Raw genomic sequence first — 23899 nt, forward strand, 5'->3', positions numbered from 1 at the left:
CTCGCACCACCGCGCGGCGCGGCGACTAGCCGCCGACGTGGCGGATGGTGCGGGCGCGCTCCACGACGATCCCGATGCTCCCGACCAGCCACAGCGGCACCTGCGTGAGGAACGCCCAGCGGAAGGCATCCAGGGAGTACGTCTCGGGGGTGCCGGCGCCCTGGACGTCCATGGCGACACCGATGAACAGGATCGCCAGCAGCGCGGCCAGGAACCCGCCGCCGTTGACGATTCCGGTGGCGGTGCTCAGGCGGTGGCTCGGCGTGAACGTCCGAGCGTGGTCGAAGGCGATCATGGATGCCGGACCGCCGGTCGCCAGCGCGAACATCAGAACGATCAGCAGCCACAAGGGGGCGGGTCCGGGCCACGCGATCACGACGATCCACACGATCGCCTGGAACCCCACGGTCGGGAGTACGAGCCAGCGCGAGCGACGCCGCGGATGCCGACTGGACAGCGCCCCGATGACCGGACCGCTGAGGATGCCGAAGAACACGAACAGTGTCATGATCGCCGATGCCGTGGCCGGCTCCAGCCCTTCGCCCGCTGTCAGGAACGGGAAACCCCACAGCAGCATGAACGCCGTACCCGCGAACGGTGTGGTGAAGTGCGACCAGAACCCGAGCCTCGTGCCGGGGTGCGACCACGACTCGCGGAACCCCTGCCGGAGGTCGGCCGACGAGGTGACGATGCGGATCGCGCCGGTCTCGGTGTCGACGGAGGTGTCGACGGGGTCGGCCCGCCGCTCCGGCGGCCGGTTCCGGATGATCGCGTAGGTCAGCACCGCGAAGAGCACACCGAGCCCCGCGACGCTGCCGAAGGCGACGCTCCAGCTGGTGGCGTGCAGCAGAGCCGCCAGCGGCACGACGGCCACGATCTGGCCCAGCTGACCGATGATCCCCGTCAACTGCACGAGCACCGGCGCGCGCTGCGCCGGGAACCAGGTGGCGATCACACGCAGCACGCTCGGAAAGATCATCGCGTCGCCCGCCCCGATGAGCACGCGCGCCAGGATGCCGATCCCCACCGCGTCGGCGAACGCCATGACCAGCTGGCCCGCCGCCATCAGCACCATGCCGATCGCGATCATGGGGCGCGCGCCGTAGCGGTCGAGGAGCAGACCCACCGGGATCTGCATCGCGCCGTAGACGAAAAGCTGAATCACCGCGAACATCGACAGCGCCGATGCGTCCGCCTGGAACCGGGTCGCGGCATCCACTCCCACCGCCGACAGCGACGTGCGGTTGATGATCGAGACCACGTACGCCAGAACCCCGACGGCCCACAGGGTCCACGTTCGCCAACCGGGGCGATCGAGGGCAGTGGTCACGGTGATTCCTGGGGGAGAACGGGGACGGATGCCACGGAGAGCGGCATCCACAAGGCTAGCCGTGGGCACCGACACCACGCGCCGGCATCGTCCCCACGTGACCGCCGGGCTCCCGACCGCGCTCCGGGCCGTGCCCCGCGCCACGAACCGCGCGGCGCATGTGTCCGAGGAGGTCCGCCGGGCACGGCAGAATGGTCCGATGGTCTCCGTGAGTCCCCACCTGCAGCCCGATCACGCGTGCCTCATCGTGCACGGAAGCGACACCCCCGGCATCATCGCCGCGGTCTCGTCGCTCATCGCGCGTCAGGGCGGCAACATCGTCGCGTTCGACCAGTACTCCGACGGAACGCGGGGCGGGGCCTACTTCCAGCGGGTCGTGTTCCACCGGCCCGACCTCGCGGCATCCCTTCCCGAGATCGAGGCCGACCTCGACCGCACGCTCGGCGACGGCTTCGACCTGGAGTGGAAGCTCACCGACCTGTCCACGCCCAAGCGCATGGCGATCCTCGCGTCGAAGCAGGACCACTGCCTGCTCGATCTGCTGTGGCGCCACCGCCGCGGCGACCTCCCGGTCAGCGTGCCCATGGTCGTGTCGAACCACACCACCTCCGCCGAGGACGTGCGCTCGTTCGGCGTTCCGTTCTTCCACGTCCCGTCGACGCCGGGCCCCGACAAGTCGGCATCCGAGGCTCGCATCCTGGAACTGCTCGTCGGCAACGTCGACTTCGTCGTGCTCGCGCGCTACATGCAGATCCTCTCGCCCGACTTCCTCGAGAAGATCGGGGTGCCGGTGATCAACATCCACCACTCGTTCCTGCCGGCCTTCATCGGTGCCGAGCCGTACAAGAAGGCCAAGGAGCGGGGCGTCAAGCTCATCGGCGCGACCTCGCACTACGTCACGAGCGACCTCGACGAGGGGCCGATCATCGAGCAGGACACGATCCGCGTGACGCACGCCGACTCGGCCGCCGAGCTGGCCCGTCGCGGCGCCGACGTCGAGCGTCAGGTGCTGTCGCGCGCCGTCCTGTGGCACGCCGAGGACCGCATCATCCGCCACGGCAACCACACGATCGTCTTCACGGCGTGATTCGCTCGCGAGACTCCATCGCGCTGACGTCTGCCCCGCCGTGTGCGGCGCGGTTGTCGGCGCGATGAAGTCTCGCGTAATGAGGGTCGGGGCCCCTCAGTCCGGATCGGATGCCGCGGCCAGCGGCCCCGTCCCGCCGCGGGGTGGCTGCTTGCGCTGACGGGCGAACTCCCCGCCCACACGCCCGCCGTACGGCCGTCCGTGGTCCGCCCACTCGGCGCGGAAGTACGCCAGGCGCCAATCGCCGAGCTCGATTCGCGCGCCGGTGCGCAGGATGCGTCCATTGCCGCGGCGGCCTTCGGCGGCAGCTCCACCGCCACCGACGACGTCGAAGCCGTACAGGACGTACTCGTCGTCGCCCTCGTGGCGGATCTCCGCGTGCACCGGGGCGAGTCCGGGCAAACGCAGATCGGCCTCGTCGCCCGAACCGATCACCGTCTTGGTCGGCAGCAGATCGAACTCGCGCGGGGGCTTCCCGTCCCAGCTGGCGGAACCGATCGCGAAGATCAGCCGGGGACGCCCGGAGCCCGGTGTGTAGTGCGTCGTCGTGATGCGGCGCCGCACGAGACGGTTGACGGTGGGCACGAGCGGCAGCGGGGTGCCGGGCGGCACCGGCACCGTCAGGGCCTGCCCGTCCTTGCGGCGCGTGAGCAGCGGCGCCAGCGCCGCGACCGATCCGAGCCGGATGTGCGGTGAGCCCGTGACGACCCGCTGCAACAGGCTGCTCTTGACGTCGCCGAGGTGCAGGATCGGACCATCCGGTCCCTCCAGGCACACCGAGATCCCGCGCTTGGCGAGCGCATCGGCCACCGTCGACAGCTCGGCGAGCGACCGGCGACCGTTGCCGGGGAGGCGCGACGGATCACTGATCTTGACGCGCACCTCCGTCCCCGCGGCGGTGATCGTGCCCTCGAACGGCGGGAGCGCGGCATCCGGCCCCGTCTTCTGCTCCGAGAAGGCGAGGTCGATGTCGAGGCGCACCATGGCGGCGCCCGCCCTCAGTTGCCGCGGTACGGGTCGGAGCCCGGCGCGGTGTCGTCGCTCGTGGTGACCCGGAGGGTGCCGTTGAGCTTCCACGTGGCACGCGGCGCGTCGGGGCCGATGTCGCGCGGAACCTCGATGGTCATGTCCACGAAGGAGTAGTTGACCGCGGCACCGCGGCCGGTCAGGTACGACCACATCTCGCGACCGAGGTCGGTCCAGTCGGTGATCGAGTGGCCTTCGGGTCCGGCGGAGTTGGCGAACGGGTCGGTGGATGCGGTGGTGTCGGACATCGTCCCAGTCCTTTCTGGTGTTCGGGGCACCAGCGTCCCACCGGGCCGCATTGCGAAACGAGGGATTGCGTTCCCGCGCCCGTTGCGGCATAACGCTGCACCACCCCCGTCCCCGAGTCGCCGACCCCGACGGACGGCCGTCAGAACACGTACTCCATCAGCTCCACGCCCAGGACGCGGAACGCATCGTGCGCACGGAGCCGGTGCGCGATCGAGAGGTCGTCGAAGTTCACGATCAGGGCGTAGGCGACGCCGGCTCGCGGACCGCCGAGCACACCGGCTTCGGCACGCACGCCCTCGGAACGCCCCGTCTTGTTGACGAACAGCAGCCCGTGCCGGTCGTTCTCGTGCGCGAAGGGATCCAGACCGGTGGCGGATGCCACGAGCGAGAGGTCGTGATTGAGGCTCAGCCACTCGGCCACCTGGGCGCTGACTCCCGCCGACACCACCGTCGAGTTGACGAGCCCCGCGAAGACCGCCGCCATCTCGCGCGCAGTCGACAGTGCGACGTGCGGCGCGTCGTCGGGGCCGCGGTCGTCACGGAACCGGTCGAGCAGCGCGGTGCGCCGCAGGCCCAGCTCTTCGATGCGCGAACGGACCGCCGGTAGCCCCACGCGCTGCAGCAGCGCGTTGGCGGCCAGAGCGTCGCCGGCCGAGGCCGCGAGCACCGCCGCGTCGGCCAGCGGCAGCGCGGGAGCCTTGAGGTGCTGCCACACGCCGCCCGCCGACGCGGAGTGCACGGTGGCGCGGTCGACGATCTCGAGCGCGTCGACCCGCCCCGCCTCGATCGCCGCGGCGACCTCGATCAGCAACGGGACCACACCGAGCCCGGCCACCGGCAGCGTGATGAAGTCGTCGCCCTCCAGCACCGCGGAACCGCCGTCGAGATCGTCGATGCGCACCGACACCTTCGCCCCGGATGCCGCGAGCTCATCGAGCGCGCGGAGCGTCGTCGTGAACGACCGCCGTCCCGCCGCCGCCCGCCGGGGCAGGCGTCGCGGCCCCTTGCGTGCCGAGCCGCGGAGGGCCGGGGCGTCGCGTCGTGACGACTCCACGGGCCCTCCGACGGGCTCGGGTGCGGCAGGCTCGGGAACCGGTGGCATGCCCACGAGCGTGGCTCCTTCCGGGTCAGAAGAGCAACAAACGCCGTCTCACCAGATGGTGACGCGCTGGTCCGCATCGAGCCACAGGGCGTCGCCCTCGGTGACCTCGAACGCGTCGTAGAACGCGTCGATGTTACGCACGATCTGGTTGCAGCGGAACTCGTTCGGCGAGTGCGGGTCGATCGTCAGGAGCCGGATGGTCTCGGCATCCCGGCCCTTCTGCTGCCAGATCTGCGCCCAGCTCAGGAGGAGCCTCTGGATGCCGCTGTACCCGTCGACCACGGGACCGTCGGCCGGCTCGTCCTCGCCGAGCGACAGCCGGTACGCGCGGAGTGCGATGCCGAGGCCCCCGAGGTCGCCGATGTTCTCGCCGATGGTGAGCGCGCCGTTGACGTGGTGCTCCTCGCTCAGCCCCTGCGGGACGAGCGCCTCGTACTGGGCGATGAGCGCCTTGGTGCGCTCCTCGAACGCCGCGCGGTCGGCATCCGTCCACCAGTCGCGGAGCGACCCGTCGCCGTCGAACCGGCTGCCCTGGTCGTCGAATCCGTGCCCGATCTCGTGGCCGATGACCGCGCCGATGCCGCCGTAGTTCGCGGCGGCGTCGCGCTCGGCGTCGAAGAAGGGGTACTGCAGGATCGCCGCGGGGAACACGATCTCGTTCATGAGCGGGTTGTAGTAGGCGTTGACCGTCTGCGGGGTCATGTACCACTCGTCGCGGTCGATCGGCTGCCCGACCTTCGCGAGCTGCCGGTCGTGCTCCCAGACATGCGCGCGCCGCACGTTGCCGACGAGGTCGGCCGCGTCGATCTCGAGCGCGGAGTAGTCCTTCCACCGCACCGGGTAGCCGATCTTCGGCGTGAACGCGTCGAGCTTGGCGAGAGCCCGCTCGCGCGTCTCGGGTGTCATCCACTCCAGCGACTGGATGGACTCGCGGTACGCCTCGATGAGGTTCTGCACGAGGACGTCCATGGCATCCTTCGCCGCCGGCGGGAAGTGGCGCTCGACGTACACCTTTCCGACGGCCTCGCCGAGCGCGGCTTCGACCAGGCCCACGCCGCGCTTCCACCGCTCCCGGTTGACCGGCACACCGGTGAGCTGCGTGCCGTAGAAGGCGAAGTTCTCGGCCACGAACTCCTCCGAGAGGAACGCGGCGGCGGAGTGCACGACGGCGAACCGCAGCCACGCCTTCCAGTCCTCGAGGCGTTCCTCGACGAGCAGTGCGCCCAGCGCCTCGACGAAGCTCGGCTGGTACACGACGACCTCGGCGAACGCGCCCTCGTGGCCCGGCGCCACCCCCGCCCGCCAGGGCGCCAGGTCGATACCGGCGAGGCCGACCATCTCGTCCCACGTGCGCAGGTTGTAGGTCTTCACCGCGTCGCGACTGTCTTCACGCGACCAGTGGTGTGTCGCGAGCTCGGTCTCGAGCGCGAAGACGCGGTCGGCGGATGCCGCGGGCTCGGCGACCCCGGCGAGGGCGAACATGCGCTCGATGTGCGCGCGGTACGCGGCCCGGGTGTCGGCGAAATTGTCGAGGCGGTAGTAGCTCTCGTCGGGGAGCGACAGGCCGCCCTGGTAGATCACGGGGACGTACCGGGTCGGGTCGCCCGGATCGGGCTCGACGAACAGGGTCAGGAGGCCGCTCACGCCGTCGCGCTCGAGCTCGCCGACGAGCTCGAGGAACGCGGGGACGTCGGTCACGGCATCGACGCGGGCGAGCTGGTCGGACAGCGGCGCCGCCCCCGACTCCTCGATGCGCGCGGTGTCCATGAAGCTCGCGAACAGGTCACCGATCTTGCGGGCCTCGGTGCCCGGCTCGGCCTGCTGCGACTCCTCCACGATGGTGCGCACGTCCTTCTCGGCCTGTTCGGCGATGAGGTGGAAGCTGCCCCACCGTGCTTTGTCTTCGGGGATCTCTGTGCGCTCCAGCCAGCGGCCGTTCACGTGGCGGAACAGGTCGTCCTGGGGGCGGATCTCGTCGCTCAGTTCTTCGAGCGCGAGACCGGAGCGGGGGGTCTCGGTCATGGAGACAGAATAAAGGCCCCCGCTCGGTGCCGGCTCTGCGCGACGTCCTGGCGCCCGCAGCACCCCGGCCGGTGTCGGGGGTCCACCGTAGGCTCGGACGGTGACCACCGCACCAGCGAACCTCAACCGCGCGATCGTGCGATTGGCCGTCCCCGCGCTGGGTGCGCTCGTCGCCGAGCCGTTGTTCCTCATCGTCGACGGCGCCATGGTGGGCCACCTCGGCGTGGGACCGCTGGCCGGGCTGGGCATCGCGAGCGCGGTGCTGCACACCGTCGTCGGACTCATGGTGTTCCTCGCCTACGCCACGACCCCCGCGGTCGCTCGGCGGTACGGGGCCGGCGAGTTCGGGCGGGCGGTGTCGGTCGGCATCGACGGCATGTGGTTCGCGCTCACAATCGGCGCGGTGCTGGCCCTCGTCGGAGTCCTGGCGACCCCCGCGCTGGTCGACGTGTTCGGGGCTGCCCCCGACGTCGCCGAGAACGCCCGCGTGTATCTGTCGATCTCGATGTGGGGACTCCCGGCGATGCTCGTGGTCTTCGCCGCGACCGGGCTCCTGCGCGGCATGCAGGACACCGTGACGCCCCTGTGGATCGCCGGGGTCGGCTTCGGCGTTAACGCGGTGCTCAACGCGCTGTTCATCTACGGCTTCGGCTGGGGCATCGCCGGCTCGGCGGTGGGCACCGTCGTCGCGCAGTGGGGCATGGTGGGCGCGTACGTCGTGATCGCCACTCGCCTGGCGCGGCGGCACGCGGCATCCTTGCGCCCCGAAGTGGGCGGGCTCCGCGGAACGGCCCGCTCTGGTGGCTGGCTGTTCCTGCGCACTCTGAGCCTGCGAGCGGCGTTTCTCGCCACCGTCGCGGTGGCGACCGGGCTCGGCTCGGCCGAGCTCGCGGGCTGGCAGATCGCCTTCACCATCTTCTCCACCGCGGCCTTCGCGCTCGACGCCCTCGCGATCGCAGCGCAAGCGCTCGTGGGCAAGTCGCTCGGCGCGGGTGACACCACCGGCGCTCGACACGTCCTCTCTCGCACGGTGGCGTGGGGTCTGTGGTTCGGCGTCGCCGTCGGAGCCCTGGTGGCCGCGGCATCCGGGGTCCTCGGGCTCGTCTTCACGGGTGATCCCGAGATCGCCGCCCTCATTCAACCGGCGCTCCTCGTCCTGGCCGTCGCGCAGCCGCTGGCGTCGTTCGTGTTCGTGCTCGACGGCGTCCTCATCGGCGCCGGCGACGCGCGTTACCTCGCGATCGCGGGTGTGCTGAACCTCGTGCCGTACATTCCGGCGCTCGTCCTCGTCGCGCTGCTCGCGGGCGGAGGGGCGGGGGGTCTGGCGTGGCTCGCGGGAGCCTTCTTCGGCGTGTACATGCTGGCGCGTGCCGCCACTCTCGGGCTGCGCGTGCGCGGCCGCTCGTGGATGACGGCCGGCGCCTGACCGTGTCGCGCGGCCGCCCCACCGATGTCCACGCGACTCCCAGGAGCCGCGCGTACCGTGCCGGCATGAGGTCGACGTCCTCGGCCCGCGTGGCCCTTCCCGCTCTGCTCTTCTCGGCGGCGCTCGTTCTCGCGGGGTGCACCTCGACCGGTGCGGCCGCGCCGTCCGACGCGTCCCCCTCGCCGACGGCATCCCTGCCCCCGAGTACGCCCTCGGCCCCCGCGCCCGAGGCGACGCTCCCCGACGACGCGACCGAGCTCGAGCAGTGGGCGGCGACCGCGCTGCCCGAGAACGGCCGGGGCGGCAGCCCCGCCGTCGCGCGCGGGACCGGAAGCGTCGGACCCGCCGGCGCGAGCGTCGACCTCGACCCGGTCGGTGGGTCGTGGGACGTCGTCGTCGCCTGCCAGAGCGACACCGGAGCACCGCTCGTGGTCGAGATCGACGGAGCCGCGGGAACGGCGATCGACGTCGCCTGCGGCACCCCCGGGGCGACCGGGGCCGCGCCGACGACCATCCGGTGGGATGCCACGGCCGCCGCCGCACTCCGCGTCGACTCGACCACCGATGCGGTGTTCGCTTACGAGGTGCATCCGCGCGCCGGGTCGTAAGTTCCCCGAATCGTCACACGCCCGACACCCGGCATCCCTATCCTGGTTCGCATGCGGGGGCATATGGCGGCGACGCTGATCGTGACGGCCGCGCTGATCGTGGCGATGGTCATTTTCTGCGCGGGCGGCTTCTATTTCGTCGAGTACCAGGAGTGGGATGCCACCACCTCGGCGTTCGTCTACCGGACGAGGCCGTTCTCGGGCGTCGTCCTCGGGGGGTCCGTCATCGTCAGCGCCGCCGTTCTTTTCGGGGCGGCGCTCCTGCTGCTGCGAACGGGCCGCGTCCACGGCTCGCCGGCGGTCGACGAGTGCCCGGAGCGCGTGGCCCGTTTCGAGCAGCTCGGGTCAAGCCCAGCGCCGGCACCACTCGTACATGACGACCGCGGCCGCTGACGCCGCATTGATCGAGCGCGTCGAACCGTACTGGGTGATCTCGACCACACCGGTCGCCGCGGCGAGCGCCTCGGCGGAGAGCCCGGGACCTTCCTGACCGAAGAGCAGGACGCAGGCCCGGGGCAGCTCGGCCCGATCCACCGGCACCGACCCGTCGACGTTGTCGATCGCGAGAACCGGCAGCCCCTCTCCGCGCGCCCACGCGGCGAAGGCCGCGACATCCTCGTGATGACGGACGTGCTGGTAGCGGTCGGTCACCATCGCTCCGCGTCGATTCCAGCGCCGCTTCCCGATGATGTGCACCTCTGCCGCGAGGAACGCATTGGCGCTGCGAACGATCGATCCGATGTTGAGATCGTGCTGCCAGTTCTCGATAGCGACATGGAAGGGATGCCGCCGCGCGTCGAGATCGGCGACGATCGCTTCCATGGTCCAGTAGCGGTAGGCGTCGACGACGTTGCGACGGTCACCCTCGGCCAACAGCTCCCGGTCGTAACGCGGATCATCGGGCCACGCTTCCGGTCCGCCGGGCCACGGCCCGACGCCGTGCAGGGGTGCGGGGGAAGCCTCGACCGGGATCGAGGTGTCCGACGTTGCGTCTTCTGCGCCGTTCGGGGTCGCGCCCGGATGTGCGGGAGTCGCGTCGGCCGGGGTCACCCGTTCAGGCTATCCGTCCGGTAGCTGTGACCCTCCTCCACGTCGTGGCGCGCGCGTTGACATGGCCGCGTGCGTCGTGGTGCAATCCCTCTCGAAGGGGAGTAATCCCGGCTTCGCATCGTCAATACGAACTCGAGGGAGTTCCGGTGCGAGGCGGCCGCAGGCCGATGAGACCTTCACGATTTCGTGGAGGTTTTTTTCATGAGTGTTCCGCTGTGGGCGTGGTTCGCCGTTCTGGGCGTCATCCTGGCGATGCTCGTCATCGACCTGGTGGCGCATCGGAAGGCACACGTCATCGCCGTCCGTGAGGCGGCGGCGTGGTCTGTCGTCTGGGTCGCGCTCGGTGTGGCCTTCGGCGTCCTCGTGTGGACGGTGTGGGGCGCGGAGTTCGGGCAGCAGTACTTCGCCGGCTACCTGATCGAGAAGTCGCTGGCCGTGGACAACGTGTTCGTCTGGGCGATCATCTTCGCCGCGTTCAGCGTGCCCCGCGAGTACCAGCACCGCGTGCTGTTCCTCGGTGTTCTGGGTGCGCTGGTCTTCCGTGGCATCTTCATCGCCGCCGGCGCGGCCCTCATCGAGAACTTCTCGTGGGTGCTGTACGTGTTCGCCGCGTTCCTGATCTACACCGGGTGGCGCATGTTCCGCTCCCGGAACGAGCACGTGCATCCCGAGCGTTCCCGCGTCCTCGCGGTGTTCCGGCGGTTCGTTCCCATGACCGACGCCTATCACGGGCAGAAGTTCCTGGTCCGCAAAGCCGGCGTCGTCGTGGCTACGCCCCTGCTGGCCGTGCTCGTGCTGGTGGAGATCACCGACATCGTGTTCGCGGTCGACTCCATCCCGGCGATCTTCGCGGTGACGTCGGAGCCGTTCCTCGTCTTCACCGCCAACGCCTTCGCCATCCTCGGACTCCGGGCGATGTACTTCCTCCTCGCCGACCTCATCCACCGGTTCGTGTACCTGAAGGTGGGGCTCGCGTTCGTGCTCATCTGGGTCGGGATCAAGATGCTGCTCCTGGACGTGCTCTACATCCCGACGACCGTGAGCCTGGCGGTGGTGGCGAGCATCATCACCGTCTCGATCGTCGCGAGCCTCCGAGCCACGCGCGGGCAGGGTCGCCGCGAGGTGACGACCGCGGCGGCCGGGTCGTTCCGGGTCGCGACCGACGAGGAGATGGCGGCGGTCGAGCCCGTGTTCCGTCGACGCCGAGTCGCAGCTTCCGAGGGCAGCCGCGGCACAGGCACCGATCACCGCTGAGACCGCCCGGTCGGCCCGCCCGTCCCCTTGCCCTGGGCGGGTCGACCGGGTCGTGACGTCCGTCCGCGATTGGGGTCATGTCCACCCCCACGCGCGGCCGGACGTCAGCGCTTTTCGGCCCGCCGAAAAATCGGTAGGGTTTCGGCATGCCGAAAACTCTCGAGGTCGCCCCGCCTCGCCGCAGCACCGGGCGCGCACTGTGGTTGCTGGGCCCGGCGATGGTCGCCGGGGTGGCCTACCTCGACCCGGGGAACGTCGCGAGCAACATGACCGCCGGCGCCGTGTTCGGGTACCTGCTGGTGTGGGTCGTCGTGCTCGGCAACGTCATGGCGTGGCTGATCCAGTACCTCTCGGCCAAGCTCGGGATCGTCACGGGCGAAAGCCTCCCCCAGGTGCTGGGCAGGCGCATCCGGCGGCCCTGGGCGCGGAGGGCGTACTGGCTGCAAGCCGAACTCGTGGCGATGGCCACCGATGTCGCCGAGGTCATCGGCGGCGCCGTCGCACTGCATCTGCTGTTCGGCATCCCGCTGCTGTGGGGTGGCGCGATCACCGGGGTCGTCTCGATGGGCTTGCTCGTGGTGCAATCGCGGCGGGGCGCCCGTGCCTTCGAGACGGTCCTGATCGGCCTGCTCCTGATCATCGCGGTCGGGTTCACCGCCGGGCTGTTCCTGGCCCCGCCCGATCCCGGCGGCGTGGTCTCGGGACTCGTTCCGCAGTTCGAAGGCGCAACGTCGGTCCTCTTGGCCGCATCGATCCTCGGCGCCACGATCATGCCGCACGCCATCTACGCGCACTCGGCCCTGAGCCGCGACCGCTTCGCGCCGCCGCAGCCGAGCACGCCCGAGAACCTCGAGGCCGCGCGCGGCCTGTCGACCCCGCGACTGCTCCGGGCCACGCGATGGGATGTCACGATCGCGCTCGCCGTCGCCGGCACGGTCAATCTCGCGATCCTCCTGCTGGCCGCGGCGAATCTCACGGGCGTCAGCGGCACCGACAGCCTCGAGGGCGCCTACGCGGCTCTTCGCGACGGCCTCGGACCGTTGGTTGCGACGCTGTTCGCGGTGGGTCTGCTGGCCAGCGGCCTGGCCTCGACCTCGGTGGGCGCGTACGCGGGTGCCGAGATCATGCACGGTCTCCTTCGGATCCGGGTGCCGCTGCTCGCGCGGCGCCTGGTCACCCTGGTCCCCGCGCTCCTCATCCTCGGCCTCGGCATCGACCCCACGCTCGCCCTGGTCCTGAGCCAAGTCGTCCTGTCATTCGGCATCCCCTTCGCTCTCGTGCCACTCGTGGCGCTCACGGCCCGACGGGACGTCCTGGGCACCTATCGCAACCGCGCGGTGACGACCGCGGCGGGCGTGGCGGCGTCGGTGTTCCTCATCTCGCTGAATGCCGTTCTCCTGTGGCTGGTGTTCACCGGCGGTTAGGCTGAACGCGTGGAATCGCCCGTGGCCGACGACTATCTCAAGGCCATCTACCACCACACGGAGTGGCAGGACGACCCGATCACGCCGTCGCAGCTGGCCGCGGTGCTCGGCCTCGCCCCCTCGAGCGTCACCGAGATGGTCAAGAAGCTCGCGGCACAGGGGCTCGTCAGCCACCGGCCCTACGGTCCCGTGTCGCTCACCGCTGCCGGCCAGCGTCGGGCCGCCTCGGTCATCCGCCGTCACCGACTCATCGAGACGTGGCTCGTGCGTGAGTTCCGCTACACGTGGGACGAGGTGCACGACGAGGCCGACCTGCTCGAGCATTCGCTCAGCGACCGACTCCTGGAGGGCATCGACGAGCGACTCGGACGCCCCCGGTTCGACCCCCACGGTGATGCGATCCCGGATGCCACCGGCGCGGTGCACCGCGAACCCTTCGTGCTCCTCGCCGATGCGGCATCCGGTCATTCGGGTCGCGTGCTGCGAGTGAGCGACCGCGATCCCGCGCTGCTGCGCGCCCTGGTCGACCGGCGCATCGACGTCGGCCACGAGCTCGAGGTCGTCTCGCGCGACGTGGTGCGCGCGGACGGCGTCGAGGTGACGCTGCCCGACGGTGCGGGCGGCTCGGTCTGGCTCACGCGCTGAGCCGGGATTCCGCGCGCGGTCGCCTTCCCCCGCTCTGGACGCGGCCGTTACGCTGGCCCCCATCGGCTCCCGCGAGCCGCCGAGCATGAGGCAGCCATGACCCCCACCGTCGATCTCCGCCGACCCCTCCCCGTCACCGTCGCGGTGGTCCTCGTCTACGTCGGCGGGCTCGCGAACACCGCTCTCGGCGTGCTGGTGCTCCTCGCCCGATACGAGGTGGATGCCACGGACGTTCTCGCCGTATCGCTCGTCGGGGCCGCGACCATCCTGCTGGGTCTGCTCACGGTCGCCGGAGGGTCGTCGCTCGCACGCGGCAGTCGCCTCGCGCGGAACCTCCTGACCGCCTACCTGACGCTCCTCGTGGTCCTGCAGATTCTGGCGGTCGCGCTGACCGAGCTCGACCCCACGATCGCGGTGGCCCTGCTCGCGGCGGTCGTCGTCATCGCCGCCGTCTGGATCCCCCCGGCGGCGCGACGCTACTTCGCTCGCACCGCCCCGGCCGCGTCGGATCCATCGCCGATCGCCTGAGACGACGGGCCGCTCCGCGCCGTCGCATCGGCCGCCCGCAGCGTGCGACGCACGAACCGGCGGTGCACGAATCGCACGATCTCGATCGCCCCGACGGCCGAGATGACGACACCGGTGACGAGCCAGGCACCCTCCTCGCCCGGATCGCGCAGCTGGAAGAACTCCCCGAGCGCGGGGATCGTGAAGATCGCCGTCAGAGCGACGAACATCGCGCCGATCACGAGGACCTTGACGCGCGTCACCGGCCGCGAGAGCACCGTGAGCACCCAGATGGCGACGATCGCGAGGATGATCGTCGCGCCCGTACGCAACTGCTCGACACTCAACCCGAGCGCCATCGCGGCGCGCGTGTACAGGGTCAGCGCGATCGCGATGACGAGCCCGGCCGGAATCGCGAAACTCAGCGATCGCCGGAGGAATCCGGGCACGTAACGCTGCGTGTTCGGCAGCAGCGCGAGGAAGAATGCCGGGATGCCGATCGTGAGGCCGTCGGTGATCGACAACTGCCGCGGCAGGAACGGGAACTCCATGACGAGTGCGCCGAACAGCACGGCGAGCCCGGTCGCGTAGGCCGTCTTGGTGAGGAACAGCATCGAGACGCGCTCGATGTTGGCGATGACCTGGCGCCCCTCGGCGACGACCGAGGGGAGATGCGAGAACCGTCCGTCGAGCAGCACGAGCCGGGCGACCGCCTTCGTGGCCGCCGCGCCGGAGTTCATGGCGATGCCGATGTCGGCGGTCTTGATGGCCAGGGCGTCGTTGACGCCGTCGCCGGTCATGGCCACCACGTGTCCGCGCGCCTGCAGGGCCGTCACCATGCGCTTCTTCTGGTCGGGCGTGACACGGCCGAACACCGTGTACTCCTCGAGGACGCGGCCCAGGGCGTCGTCGTCGTCCGGCAGGCCGCGCGCGTCGTACCCCTCGTCGACGTCGAGCCCGACCTCGCGCGCGATCGCGGCGACGGTGCGGGGGTTGTCGCCCGAGATGACGCGCACGGCCACACCCTGCGCCCGGAAGTAGGCGAGCGCCTCCGCGGCATCCGGGCGCACCGCCTCCACGAAGGTCAGCACGGCGACCGGGACCGCACCCTCCGGAAAGCGCTCCGCCGCGACGTCGGTGTCGTCGAGAGCGGCGGCGGCATGGGCGAGCACCAGCGTGCGACGCCCCGATGACGCCAAACGCGTCACGGCTGCGCCGAGCTCGCTCGTGGCATCCGCCGCGGTGTCGCCGAACACCATCTCGGGAGCTCCGAGCACCCAGGTGCCGCCGGGCGCCCCCGTGAACGAGACCGCGCTCCACTTGCGCGCGGAGGAGAACGGGATGCGCTGTGCCGCCGTCAGCGGGGCGGTGACGGGGAAAGGGTCACGCAGGCACTGGGCGGTCGCGTTCGCGTCGTCCGCGGCGCCGTACCAGGCCAGGGCATCGCGCCAGCCGCCGATGGACTGCAGCTCGAGCGCGGCATCGAAACGGATCTCGCCGGCCGTCAGCGTCCCGGTCTTGTCGAGGCAGATGACGTCGACCCGCGCGAGGCCCTCGACGGCGGGCAGCTCGTTGACGAGGACTTTCTTGCGCGCCAGGCGCGCCGCACCGACCGCGAACGCGATCGACGTCATGAGCACGAGACCGAGCGGGATCATCGCGGTGAGCGCGGCGATCGTGTTCACCACCGCCTGCGACCACGTGCGCTGCTCCCACGCCTGCACCCATCCCCCGGCGACCATCATCTGCGCGTTCAGGACGAGCAGCCCGATCGGCCCGATCCCCCATCCGACCCAGCGCAGCACGCGGTCGATGGACGTGCGCAGTTCGCTCGAGACGAGCTGGAACCTCTTGGCCTCGCTGGCGAAGGCGTTGGCGTACGACTCGGCCCCGACGCGGGTGGCGCGGGCCGTCCCCTCGCCCGCGACGACGATCGACCCCGACAGCGCCTCGTCGCCCGGCCTCTTGTCGACGGCATCCGATTCGCCCGTCAGCATCGACTCATCAGTCTGCAGCGCCCGGGAATCGACGACGACCGCGTCGGCGGGCACCTGATCGCCCGCGCGCAGGACGAGCAGATCGTCGCGGACGACGTCGGCGGGAGCGATCTCGGCGTCGACGCCGTCGCGCCGCACGCGCGCCCGCGGAGCGTTCAGCAGCGCGAGGCGGTCGAGCGCGGCCTTCGCGCGGAACTCCTGCACGCACCCGATGACGGCGTTCGACAACGCGGCGACGCCGAACAGCGCGTCCTGCCAGCGGCCGAGGAGGAGCAGCACGAGGAAGCAGGCACCGACGATGCCGTTGAACAGCGTGAAGACGTTGGCGCGGACGATGTTCCACGCCGAACGGCTGCTGTCGGCGGTGAAGGCGTTCGTCTGCCCCGCGGCGACCCGCTCGGCGACGGCGGCGGCCGACAGCCCGCGCGCATCGTCGGCGTCGAGCCCGTGGACGATCGTCTGGTCCATGCGATCACTGTAGGGGGAGATCGCGACATCGCCCGGGCGGTTCAGGATGCCGTGCGGCGCACCCTCTCGAACGGCCACCGGACGTGCGTCCCGGTCTCGCACGCGCGCCATAGGTCGGCCCCGAGAGCACTGTCGCGCGTCCGACGCGCGGGCGTCGCCGAGCGAGGGACACCGCGCGCCACGAGCGCCGGGCCGTACATCGATCCGCCCTCGGCGAGGGGGTCGACCAGCGCCCGCACGAGTGCCCAGGCCCCCTCGTCCTTGGACTGGGTGAACGGGGCCTGGAGGTTGTCGACGAAACGCGTGAGACGCGTCGGCTCGTTGACGCCCCGGATGCCGCGGGTCCTCCCGCTCGTGGAGTAGCCCGGGTGCGCGACGAGGCTCTCGACCGGAACGCTGTGCGCGCGAAGGCGCCGATCCGCCTCGAGGGCCAGGGCCGTCGTGGCGGCCTTGGATTGCACGTACGCCCGCCACGGGGTGTAGCCCTCACGGAGTTCCGGGTCTGTGGGCACGTGCGTCCAGATCGACGTCGACATACTGCCCACCCACACCATGCGGCCGCGCGCCGAGGCCAGGGGCTTGAGCAGTTCGCCGGCCAAGGCGAAGTGGCCGAGGACGTTGGTGGCGAAGACTTTCTCGTGACCGCCGGCGAGCTCCCGCGTCTTCGGCGGGTGCACGATCCCCGCGTTCATCAGGAGTCCGTGCAGACGACCGCGCGCACGGACGGTCGCGGCGGCCGCGCGCACCGACCCGAGGTTGCTGGTGTCGAGCAGGAGCGTCTCGACCGAGGCATCCGGATGCGTCCGCTTGACCGCTGCTTTGGCGGTCACGAGGCGGTTCGGGTTGCGTCCGGTCAGGAACACGTGAGCGCCGGCACCGGCGAGCTGTTCGCAGGAGAAGTACCCCAGCCCCCGAGTGGCCCCGGTCACCAGGTACGACCTCCCGGAGAGGTCGGGGAGGTTCCGGGGGTCCCACTCGTCGCGCGCCACTCTACGACCCTAACGAGATCGCTCTCCGCCGTCACGGGCGCATTCCCGATGCGGAATATCGATCTCGTGAAGTTTTTCGCGCGGCGGCGTGACGAAAGGCGTTCGACACGCGTCTGAGAGATGAGAACACCGACGCCGCCACGGCGACACCGCCCGGCGCGACGTCTGCATTCACGAGAGGAAACAGATCATGGGTCTCGACGACAAGATCAAGAACGCCGCCCAGGACATCACGGGCAAGGCGAAGGAAGCGATCGGCAACGCCACCGACAACGACAAGCTCGTCGCCGAGGGCAAGGCCGACCAGGCCAAGGCCGATGCGAAGAAGGCCGGCGAGAACGTCAAGGACGCGTTCAAGTAAGCACGCGCGAAGCGGGCCGCGGCTCCGCAGGCCGCGGCCCGCTCTCCTGGTCTTCCTCGTGGCCGTGTCGGCCCCCGGGGATAGGCTGAGCCCATGCGAACCCGGGGCGACATCGAGTGCTGGCTCACCGACATGGACGGCGTGCTCGTTCATGAGAACACGCCGATTCCCGGCGCCTCCGAGCTGCTCGCGCAGTGGCGGGCGGAGGGCACGCCGTTCCTCGTGCTCACCAACAACTCGATCTTCACGCCGCGCGATCTCAGCGCCCGGCTGAGGGCCTCGGGGCTGGTCGTACCCGAGTCCTCGATCTGGACCTCGGCCCTGGCGACCGCCGACTTCCTGCGGTCGCAGATGCCCGGCGGCTCCGCATTCGTCATCGGTGAGGCGGGTCTGACCACCGCCCTGCACGAGGCGGGCTTCATCATGACCGAGACGGCTCCCGATTACGTCGTCGTCGGCGAGACGCGCAACTACTCCTTCGAGGCCATCACGAAGGCGATCCGGTTCATCCGCGACGGCGCGCGCTTCATCGCGACGAATCCGGATGCCACGGGCCCGTCGACCGAAGGGGTCCTGCCCGCGACCGGGGCGATCGCCGCGCTCATCACCAAGGCGACCAACAAGGAGCCCTACATCGTGGGGAAACCGAACCCCATGATGTTCCGCTCGGCTCTGAACCGGATCGGAGCGCACTCCGAGAACACCGGCATGATCGGCGACCGCATGGACACCGACATCGTGGCCGGCATCGAGGCCGGGCTGCACACCGTGCTCGTGATGACCGGCATCAGCGATCAGCGTGAGATCGAGAAGTACCCCTTCCGTCCGGACGAGATCCTCTCCTCCGTCGCCGAGCTCGTGCGCGACGAGCCCGTCGAGACCGACCTCGCCGACGGCGAAGAGGGTCTCGCGGAAGGCCTGTGACGTGGGTGCGCTCGACGACGGGGTGAAGGTCGCGGCGGTCGACGCTGCCGAATGGGGCCGCTGGCTCGAAGAGAACCACACCGTGTCGAAGGGCGCGTGGCTGCTGCGCGGCCGAGGTTCCGACGCCGGGCGTTACGTCGCCTACGAAGACGCCATCTGCGAGGCGCTGTGCTTCGGCTGGATCGACGGACCGGTGCGCGTGTTCGACGAGGTCAGCTCGGGGTTGTGGTTCGCGCCCCGGCGCCCGACGAGCGGGTGGGCCGCGACCAACAAGGCCCGCATCGCCCGGCTCGAGGCCGAGGGTCGGCTCCGCCCAGCCGGCATCCGCGCCCTCGAGGTCGCCCGCGCCAACGGCGCCTGGGAGGTGCTCGACGGGCCCGAGGCGGGCATCGAGCCACCGGAACTCACCGCGGCTCTCGACGCCGTTCCGGCCGCACGCGCCAACTGGGACGCGTTTCCCCCCTCGAGCCGCAAATTCGGACTGACCCAGATCGCGATGGCGGTGCGACCGCAGACGCGCGAGGCGCGCATCGCGAAGATCGTGGCCGACGCCGCCGCCGGTAAGCGCCCCTGACCCTCGAGGACCCCCGCATGGACGACCGCACACTCTGGCTTCTCACGGCGTTTCTCATCACCGCCGGAACGCTCGTAGCGTTCCTCGTGCAGTGGCGACGCTCTCGGCGCAACGGCGGCCGCGACCCGTTCGACGGCCCCGGCGACGGCACCGACTGACCCCGGCACGGCCGGGCGGGTGGCATCCGGCCCTCATCGCGAGAACGGTGACTAACCACGTTGCCCGATGGCGGCATCCGACCCGTATCGCGAAAACAGGGAACACCACGAGAACAGGACGATCGGAGCCGACACGGCCTGTTCTCAGCGAATCGCCTGTTCTCGGAACTGCCGCGAGGAGTTACTGCGGCTGCAGTCCGAGGTCGTCAAGGTCGATGGATGCCAGCCACTGCAGGCCTTCGGCCTCGATCGCGGCCTGCGCTCCCGTCTTCCGGTCGACGATGACGGCGACCGCGACGACCTCGGCACCTTCACGGCGGAGGGCCTCGACGGCCTTGAGAGCCGACTGGCCTGTCGTCGACGTGTCCTCCACGACGACGACGCGCTTCCCCTTCACGTCGGCGCCTTCGATCTGGCGTCCGCGACCATGGTCCTTGGGCTCCTTACGCACGACGAACGCATCGAGCGGGCGGCCCGCGTGCACCGACTCGTGCATGACGGCGTTGGCGATGGGGTCGGCACCGAGCGTGAGTCCGCCGACGGCGACCACGCCGTCGAGGTCCTTCACCAGGTCGAGGACCAGCCGCCCGATCGCGGGGGCGGCGCGGTGATCGAGGGTGAGCTTGCGCATGTCGACGTAGTACGTCGCCTTCTTCCCGCTCGAGAGCGTGAAGTCGCCGTGGAACACCGCCTCGTCGGAGATCAGGCCGATGAGGGCCTGGCGGTCGGCTTCGAGCTCGGGCGTGGAGGCGGCGGTCACGGCGACGAGTCTATTGCGCCGGCAGCGGGACACCCCGGGAGGGACGGCGGTGTCGGCGGCCGAAAGTAGGCTGGATGCCATGCGCCTGGCCACCTGGAACGTCAACTCCATCCGCGCCCGCGTCGCCCGCACCGTCGAATTCGCCGTGCGCGAGCACATCGACGTGCTGGCGATGCAGGAGATCAAGTGCAAGACGGAGCAGTTCCCGTATGCGGAGTTCGAGGACGCGGGGTACCACGTCGTCGCGCACGGGCTGAACCAGTGGAACGGCGTCGCGATCGCCAGCCGTGAGCCGATAGAAGACGTCGAGATCGGCTTCCCCGGCATGCCCGGGTTCGAGAAGGGCAAGGAAGGCCCCGACCTGCCGAAAGAGGCGCGCGCGATCGGCGCGACGATCAACGGTGTGCGCGTGTGGAGCCTGTACGTCCCGAACGGCCGCGGGCTCGACGACCCGCACTACCGCTACAAGCTCGACTGGCTCGACGCCTTGCGTCGCCACACGGAAGACACTCTCGCGGCGGATCCCCGCCTTCCGCTCGCCCTGACCGGTGACTTCAACATCGCCCCGACGGATGCCGACAACGGCGACCCCACGGTCATCGAGGGCGTGACCACGCACGTCTCGCCGCCCGAGCGCGCCGCCTTCACGGCGTTCGAATCCGCCGGACTCGCCGATGTCGTGCGCCCGCTGGTCCCCACCGGATACACCTACTGGGACTACAAGCAGCTGCGCTTCCCGCGTAACGAGGGGCTGCGCATCGACTTCATCCTCGGCTCTCCGGCGTTCGCCGATGCCGTCCAGGGCGCCGAGATCCACCGCAACGAACGCAAGGGCGAGGCGCCGAGCGACCACGTCCCCGTCGTCGCCGACCTCGACCTCTCGCGTGGGGAAGTCGACGACGACCTCCCGATGATCTTCGGCTGACGGCATGGGGTTCGTGCCCCTGCGCTGAGAGGTCGCAGCGAGAAGCCGTCGGGCCGACGATCGTGGCTTCGGCCCGCACGACGGGTGATCGCCGCGGTCGCCGTGTCCCTGGCATCCGGCCCTGCTGCCGGCCGACGCGCTCGGCGGTTGACCCGACGCGGTCGTTCGGGCCCCGCGTTTGGGGCGCGTCCTGCGCTGTGGGGCGTGAAAAACACGCCCCAGAACGCGAAACGCGCCCCAAACCGGGAAGGCGCAGCGTCAGGCCGCGGGAACCTCGGCGGGTGCCGTGCGTCGCACCAGCGTCACGAGCGCCTCGATGATCGAGCGGAGGAACGCCGCGGTCGACTCGTCGGTGACAGTGCCGTCGTCCTCGAACAGACCGGGCGTGGACTGGATGTAGCCCTCGGGCTGACCGAGAACGAGAGCGTTGTAGTGCAGGAGCACCGAGCGCAGGTGCTGCTGCCCGGCCGCGGTGGCGATTCCGCCCTGCGAGGTGCCGACGACGGCGGTGGGCTTGTCGTTGAACGAGGCCTCACCGTACGGGCGGGCGGACCAGTCGAGGGCGTTCTTGAGGACGCCGGGGATCGAGCGGCTGTACTCGGGGGTGACGATGATGACGCCGTCGGCGTCCTCGATCGCGCTCTTGAACTCCTGCGCGACCGGGGGGAAGTTGCCGTCGTAGTCGGGCGAGTAGAACGGCAGCTCCTTGATCGGGATCTCCTTCAGGGTCACGCCCTCGGGCGCCACCTTCTCGAGCGCCTTCGCCAAACGGCGGTTGATCGAGGTGCTGGAGATGCTTCCGACGATGTAGCCGATCGTGTACTCGGTCACGATGTTCCTCTCTGGGACGACGAGGGCGGGAAACGCCCGGTGCATTCACTTGCAAGCTTTTCTTCCTCGGCCCTATTCCCCCCGGGGGTTGACTCCGCCCGGAGGGGGATGCCGAACGCCGGGCGTGCCCATAACGTGGAAGGATGCCGAACCTCTCGCGAGCGCAGTGGCGCAACGACATCGTGCTCGCGGCTGTGCTCTTCGTCGGCGGTCTGCTGAGCGCGGTGCTGTCCTCCGTCGCCGGAATCTACGGCGACCGCCAGTCCGAGTTCGTGCTCGCCGTCGTGTACGTCGCCGTCCTGTCGGTCCCGCTCGCGTTCCGCCGCCGGTGGCCGTCGGTCGTGGCGGTGATCGTGTCGCTGGCGTACTTCTTCGCCGTGACGCTGCGCATCCCCGAGGTGTACGCGGGCAACATCGCCATCTTCATCGCGATCTACACCGTGGGGGCGTGGTCGACCGACCGACGCCGGGCGACGATCGTCCGCGTGGCCATCACCCTCGCGATGTTCGCCTGGCTGTTCGTGACGATGTTCCAGGACGCGACGGTGCCCGTGGATCAAGTGCCCGAGGGGTTCCCCTCCCGGACGGGCGCGTTCTCGCCCTTCGTTGCGTCACAGTTGCTGGCGCTCGGACTCAATGCCCTTTTCTTCGGAGGCGCGTACTACTTCGGCGAGCGCTCGCATCAGCAGCGGATGCAGCGCGCGGCCCTCGAGGAACGCACCGCCGAGCTCGAGGCCGAGCGCGAGATCACGGCCGCACAGGCGGTGGCCCTCGACCGCGTCCGCATCGCCCGTGAGTTGCACGACGTCGTCGCCCATCACGTGTCGCTCATGGGTGTGCAGGCCGGCGTCGCCCGTTCCGTCATGGACCGCGACGCCGATAAAGCACGCGAGGTGCTCAGCGGTGTCGAGGAGTCCGCGCGCACGTCGCTGCGCGAGCTCCGCCACCTCCTCGAAACCCTGCGGACCCCGGATGCCATCGAGGGAGACGTACCCGGCACCGACACCGCCCCGACCACGCACGGCTTGGCATCCATCCCGTCGCTCGTCGCGGAGGCGTCGGCCGCGGGGCTGCCGACGACGTTCGCCGTCATCGGCGACCCGCCCGTGGAGCCGCCACCGCTCGTGCAGGTGAATCTGTTCCGTATCGCTCAGGAGGCGCTCACGAACGCCCGCCGCCACGCGGGACCTGACGCGACCGCCGACGTGCGCGTGCGTTACGACGACACCAGCGTCGAACTCGAAGTCACCAACACCGGCCGCGGCGGCTCCGCCGCGCCGGGGCTGGGCCAGCGGGGCATGCGCGAACGCGCCGCGGTCTCGGGCGGCAGCATCGAGATAGGGCCGCGGGCGCGCGGAGGGTATCTCGTACGGGTCCGCGTGCCCCTGGTGGACGCGGGGGTCTCGCATGTCTGAACTGCGGGTGCTACTCGTCGACGACCACGCGATGATGCGGGCTGGCTTCCGGACGATCCTGTCCCTCGAGGCCGACATCACGGTCGTCGGAGAAGCGGGCACGGGCGTCGAGGCCATCAGCGCGGCCGCGGAGCTGCAGCCGGACGTGATCTGCATGGACGTGCAGATGCCCGATATGGACGGTCTCGAGGCGACGCGCCGCATCGTCGCCGACCCCGCTTCGCACGCCGCCGTCCTCATCGTCACGACGTTCGACCGCGACGACTACCTGTTCGACGCGCTCGCGGCGGGGGCCAGCGGTTTCCTGTTGAAGAACGCCGGTCCCGAGGAGCTGGTGGCCGCCGTGCGGGTGGTCGGAGCGGGCGACGCGCTGCTCGCGCCCGAGGTCACGCGTCGGGTGATCGCGCGGTTCGCGGGTGCCGGCGCCGAGGCGGTGGCATCCACACCCGCCCCGCGCGCGGCCACGGCCGAGCCTCTCGGGTTGGCCGAGCCTCTCACCGAACGCGAAGCCGAAGTGCTCCGCCTCGTCGCGCAGGCGCTCAGCAACGCCGAGATCGCCGCGCGCCTCTACATCGGCGAGGCCACGGTGAAGACGCATGTGTCGAACGTGCTGCAGAAGCTTGGGGCGCGCGACCGCGTGCAGGCGGTCGTGCTCGCCCACCGCCACGGCCTGACGTAGGTCCCCCACCTGCCGCGACCCGGGCGCCGGTCCTCCCGCGTCGCGTCCGCTTTAGACGTCTCCCCCGCACGGGGGAGGAGCGCAAACC

25 protein-coding genes are annotated in these 23899 nt (G+C 70.4%); 15 read left to right on the forward strand and 10 right to left on the reverse strand.

The features are described 5' to 3' along the window. Positions 1–25 precede the first annotated feature (25 nt). Positions 26–1336 (reverse strand): MFS transporter, encoded by a 1311-nt coding sequence (locus P5G46_RS07825; protein ID WP_408905620.1) that lies wholly within the window; start codon positions 1334–1336, stop codon positions 26–28. Positions 1337–1529: 193 nt separating this feature from the next. On the opposite strand from P5G46_RS07825, the gene purU reads away from it, so the two are divergent. Further along, positions 1530–2417: a formyltetrahydrofolate deformylase gene (purU, locus tag P5G46_RS07830; protein ID WP_408905406.1), complete on the forward strand. Its 888-nt coding sequence runs from the start codon at positions 1530–1532 to the stop codon at positions 2415–2417. A gap of 96 nt (positions 2418–2513) precedes the next feature. Here purU and P5G46_RS07835 read toward each other — a convergent pair whose 3' ends face one another. The 4 genes from P5G46_RS07835 to P5G46_RS07850 all read right to left on the reverse strand — a co-directional run bounded on the left by P5G46_RS07835 (position 2514) and on the right by P5G46_RS07850 (position 6816). Further along, positions 2514–3401 carry an FHA domain-containing protein gene (locus P5G46_RS07835; RefSeq protein WP_375095094.1) on the reverse strand — a complete coding sequence of 296 codons (888 nt, stop codon included), beginning with the start codon at positions 3399–3401 and terminating at the stop codon, positions 2514–2516. Positions 3402–3415: 14 nt separating this feature from the next. Continuing rightward, positions 3416–3691 (reverse strand): hypothetical protein, encoded by a 276-nt coding sequence (locus P5G46_RS07840; RefSeq protein WP_239275571.1) that lies wholly within the window; start codon positions 3689–3691, stop codon positions 3416–3418. Positions 3692–3831: 140 nt separating this feature from the next. Next, positions 3832–4794: a serine hydrolase gene (locus P5G46_RS07845; protein WP_275438037.1), complete on the reverse strand. Its 963-nt coding sequence runs from the start codon at positions 4792–4794 to the stop codon at positions 3832–3834. A 48-nt stretch (positions 4795–4842) separates the two neighbouring features. Then, a complete protein-coding gene (locus P5G46_RS07850) occupies positions 4843–6816 on the reverse strand; it encodes a M13 family metallopeptidase (RefSeq protein WP_239275568.1) in 1974 nt (657 codons plus the stop codon). A 100-nt stretch (positions 6817–6916) separates the two neighbouring features. Here P5G46_RS07850 and P5G46_RS07855 point away from each other — a divergent pair, with 100 nt between their 5' ends. The 3 genes from P5G46_RS07855 (at position 6917) to P5G46_RS07865 (ending at position 9243) form a co-directional block, all read left to right on the forward strand. Beyond that, the gene (locus P5G46_RS07855; protein ID WP_408905407.1) at positions 6917–8242 is read left to right on the forward strand and encodes an MATE family efflux transporter; all 1326 of its coding nucleotides are present in this window, start codon (positions 6917–6919) and stop codon (positions 8240–8242) included. A gap of 65 nt (positions 8243–8307) precedes the next feature. After that, positions 8308–8850, forward strand: coding sequence for a hypothetical protein (locus tag P5G46_RS07860; RefSeq protein ID WP_408905408.1), 543 nt, complete (start codon positions 8308–8310; stop codon positions 8848–8850). Between the two features lie 51 nt (positions 8851–8901). Beyond that, positions 8902–9243, forward strand: a complete 342-nt coding sequence (locus P5G46_RS07865; protein ID WP_408905409.1) for a hypothetical protein — start codon at positions 8902–8904, stop codon at positions 9241–9243. Here P5G46_RS07865 and P5G46_RS07870 read toward each other — a convergent pair. Continuing rightward, positions 9196–9822 (reverse strand): TrmH family RNA methyltransferase, encoded by a 627-nt coding sequence (locus tag P5G46_RS07870; RefSeq protein WP_239275701.1) that lies wholly within the window; start codon positions 9820–9822, stop codon positions 9196–9198. The genes P5G46_RS07865 and P5G46_RS07870 overlap by 48 nt on opposite strands. 279 nt (positions 9823–10101) lie before the next feature. Here P5G46_RS07870 and P5G46_RS07875 point away from each other — a divergent pair, with 279 nt between their 5' ends. The 4 genes from P5G46_RS07875 (at position 10102) to P5G46_RS07890 (ending at position 13751) form a co-directional block, all read left to right on the forward strand. Further along, entirely contained in the window at positions 10102–11154 is a 1053-nt protein-coding gene (locus tag P5G46_RS07875) for a TerC family protein (protein WP_239275560.1), read from the forward strand. A gap of 146 nt (positions 11155–11300) precedes the next feature. Continuing rightward, positions 11301–12578, forward strand: coding sequence for an Nramp family divalent metal transporter (locus P5G46_RS07880; protein ID WP_375095091.1), 1278 nt, complete (start codon positions 11301–11303; stop codon positions 12576–12578). Between the two features lie 9 nt (positions 12579–12587). Beyond that, on the forward strand, positions 12588–13223 hold the full coding sequence (locus P5G46_RS07885; RefSeq protein WP_239275556.1) for a metal-dependent transcriptional regulator: 636 nt from the start codon (positions 12588–12590) through the stop codon (positions 13221–13223). Between the two features lie 96 nt (positions 13224–13319). Further along, a complete protein-coding gene (locus P5G46_RS07890) occupies positions 13320–13751 on the forward strand; it encodes a hypothetical protein (protein ID WP_239275554.1) in 432 nt (143 codons plus the stop codon). Here the strand turns inward: P5G46_RS07890 and P5G46_RS07895 are convergent. Both P5G46_RS07895 and P5G46_RS07900 read right to left on the reverse strand, forming a co-directional pair. Then, entirely contained in the window at positions 13700–16195 is a 2496-nt protein-coding gene (locus P5G46_RS07895; protein WP_375095090.1) for an HAD-IC family P-type ATPase, read from the reverse strand. The genes P5G46_RS07890 and P5G46_RS07895 overlap by 52 nt on opposite strands. 41 nt (positions 16196–16236) lie before the next feature. Further along, entirely contained in the window at positions 16237–17184 is a 948-nt protein-coding gene (locus P5G46_RS07900; RefSeq protein WP_375095089.1) for an SDR family NAD(P)-dependent oxidoreductase, read from the reverse strand. Between the two features lie 190 nt (positions 17185–17374). Here P5G46_RS07900 and P5G46_RS07905 point away from each other — a divergent pair, with 190 nt between their 5' ends. From P5G46_RS07905 to P5G46_RS07920, 4 genes are all read left to right on the forward strand, one after another. Beyond that, positions 17375–17545: a CsbD family protein gene (locus tag P5G46_RS07905; protein ID WP_239275548.1), complete on the forward strand. Its 171-nt coding sequence runs from the start codon at positions 17375–17377 to the stop codon at positions 17543–17545. A 93-nt stretch (positions 17546–17638) separates the two neighbouring features. Beyond that, complete coding sequence (locus tag P5G46_RS07910; protein WP_239275546.1) at positions 17639–18469, forward strand: HAD-IIA family hydrolase; 831 nt, start codon at positions 17639–17641, stop codon at positions 18467–18469. Between the two features lies 1 nt (position 18470). Continuing rightward, positions 18471–19043, forward strand: a complete 573-nt coding sequence (locus tag P5G46_RS07915) for a YdeI/OmpD-associated family protein (RefSeq protein WP_239275544.1) — start codon at positions 18471–18473, stop codon at positions 19041–19043. Between the two features lie 17 nt (positions 19044–19060). Next, a complete protein-coding gene (locus tag P5G46_RS07920) occupies positions 19061–19201 on the forward strand; it encodes a hypothetical protein (RefSeq protein ID WP_239275542.1) in 141 nt (46 codons plus the stop codon). A gap of 181 nt (positions 19202–19382) precedes the next feature. Here P5G46_RS07920 and pyrE read toward each other — a convergent pair whose 3' ends face one another. Further along, positions 19383–19961, reverse strand: coding sequence for an orotate phosphoribosyltransferase (pyrE, locus tag P5G46_RS07925; protein WP_239275540.1), 579 nt, complete (start codon positions 19959–19961; stop codon positions 19383–19385). A gap of 79 nt (positions 19962–20040) precedes the next feature. On the opposite strand from pyrE, the gene P5G46_RS07930 reads away from it, so the two are divergent. Then, a complete protein-coding gene (locus tag P5G46_RS07930) occupies positions 20041–20886 on the forward strand; it encodes an exodeoxyribonuclease III (RefSeq protein WP_408905410.1) in 846 nt (281 codons plus the stop codon). Positions 20887–21144: 258 nt separating this feature from the next. Here P5G46_RS07930 and P5G46_RS07935 read toward each other — a convergent pair whose 3' ends face one another. After that, positions 21145–21717 (reverse strand): NADPH-dependent FMN reductase, encoded by a 573-nt coding sequence (locus tag P5G46_RS07935; protein WP_239275532.1) that lies wholly within the window; start codon positions 21715–21717, stop codon positions 21145–21147. Positions 21718–21860: 143 nt separating this feature from the next. Between P5G46_RS07935 and P5G46_RS07940 the strand changes: the two genes are divergently transcribed. Continuing rightward, positions 21861–23132 carry a sensor histidine kinase gene (locus P5G46_RS07940; RefSeq protein ID WP_239275530.1) on the forward strand — a complete coding sequence of 424 codons (1272 nt, stop codon included), beginning with the start codon at positions 21861–21863 and terminating at the stop codon, positions 23130–23132. After that, a complete protein-coding gene (locus P5G46_RS07945; protein WP_375095086.1) occupies positions 23125–23811 on the forward strand; it encodes a response regulator in 687 nt (228 codons plus the stop codon). The genes P5G46_RS07940 and P5G46_RS07945 overlap by 8 nt, the downstream gene beginning before the upstream one ends. Positions 23812–23899 lie beyond the last annotated feature (88 nt).

Origin of the sequence: Microbacterium mcarthurae, assembly GCF_046064585.1 — a bacterium.
GTDB lineage: Bacteria > Actinomycetota > Actinomycetes > Actinomycetales > Microbacteriaceae > Microbacterium > Microbacterium mcarthurae.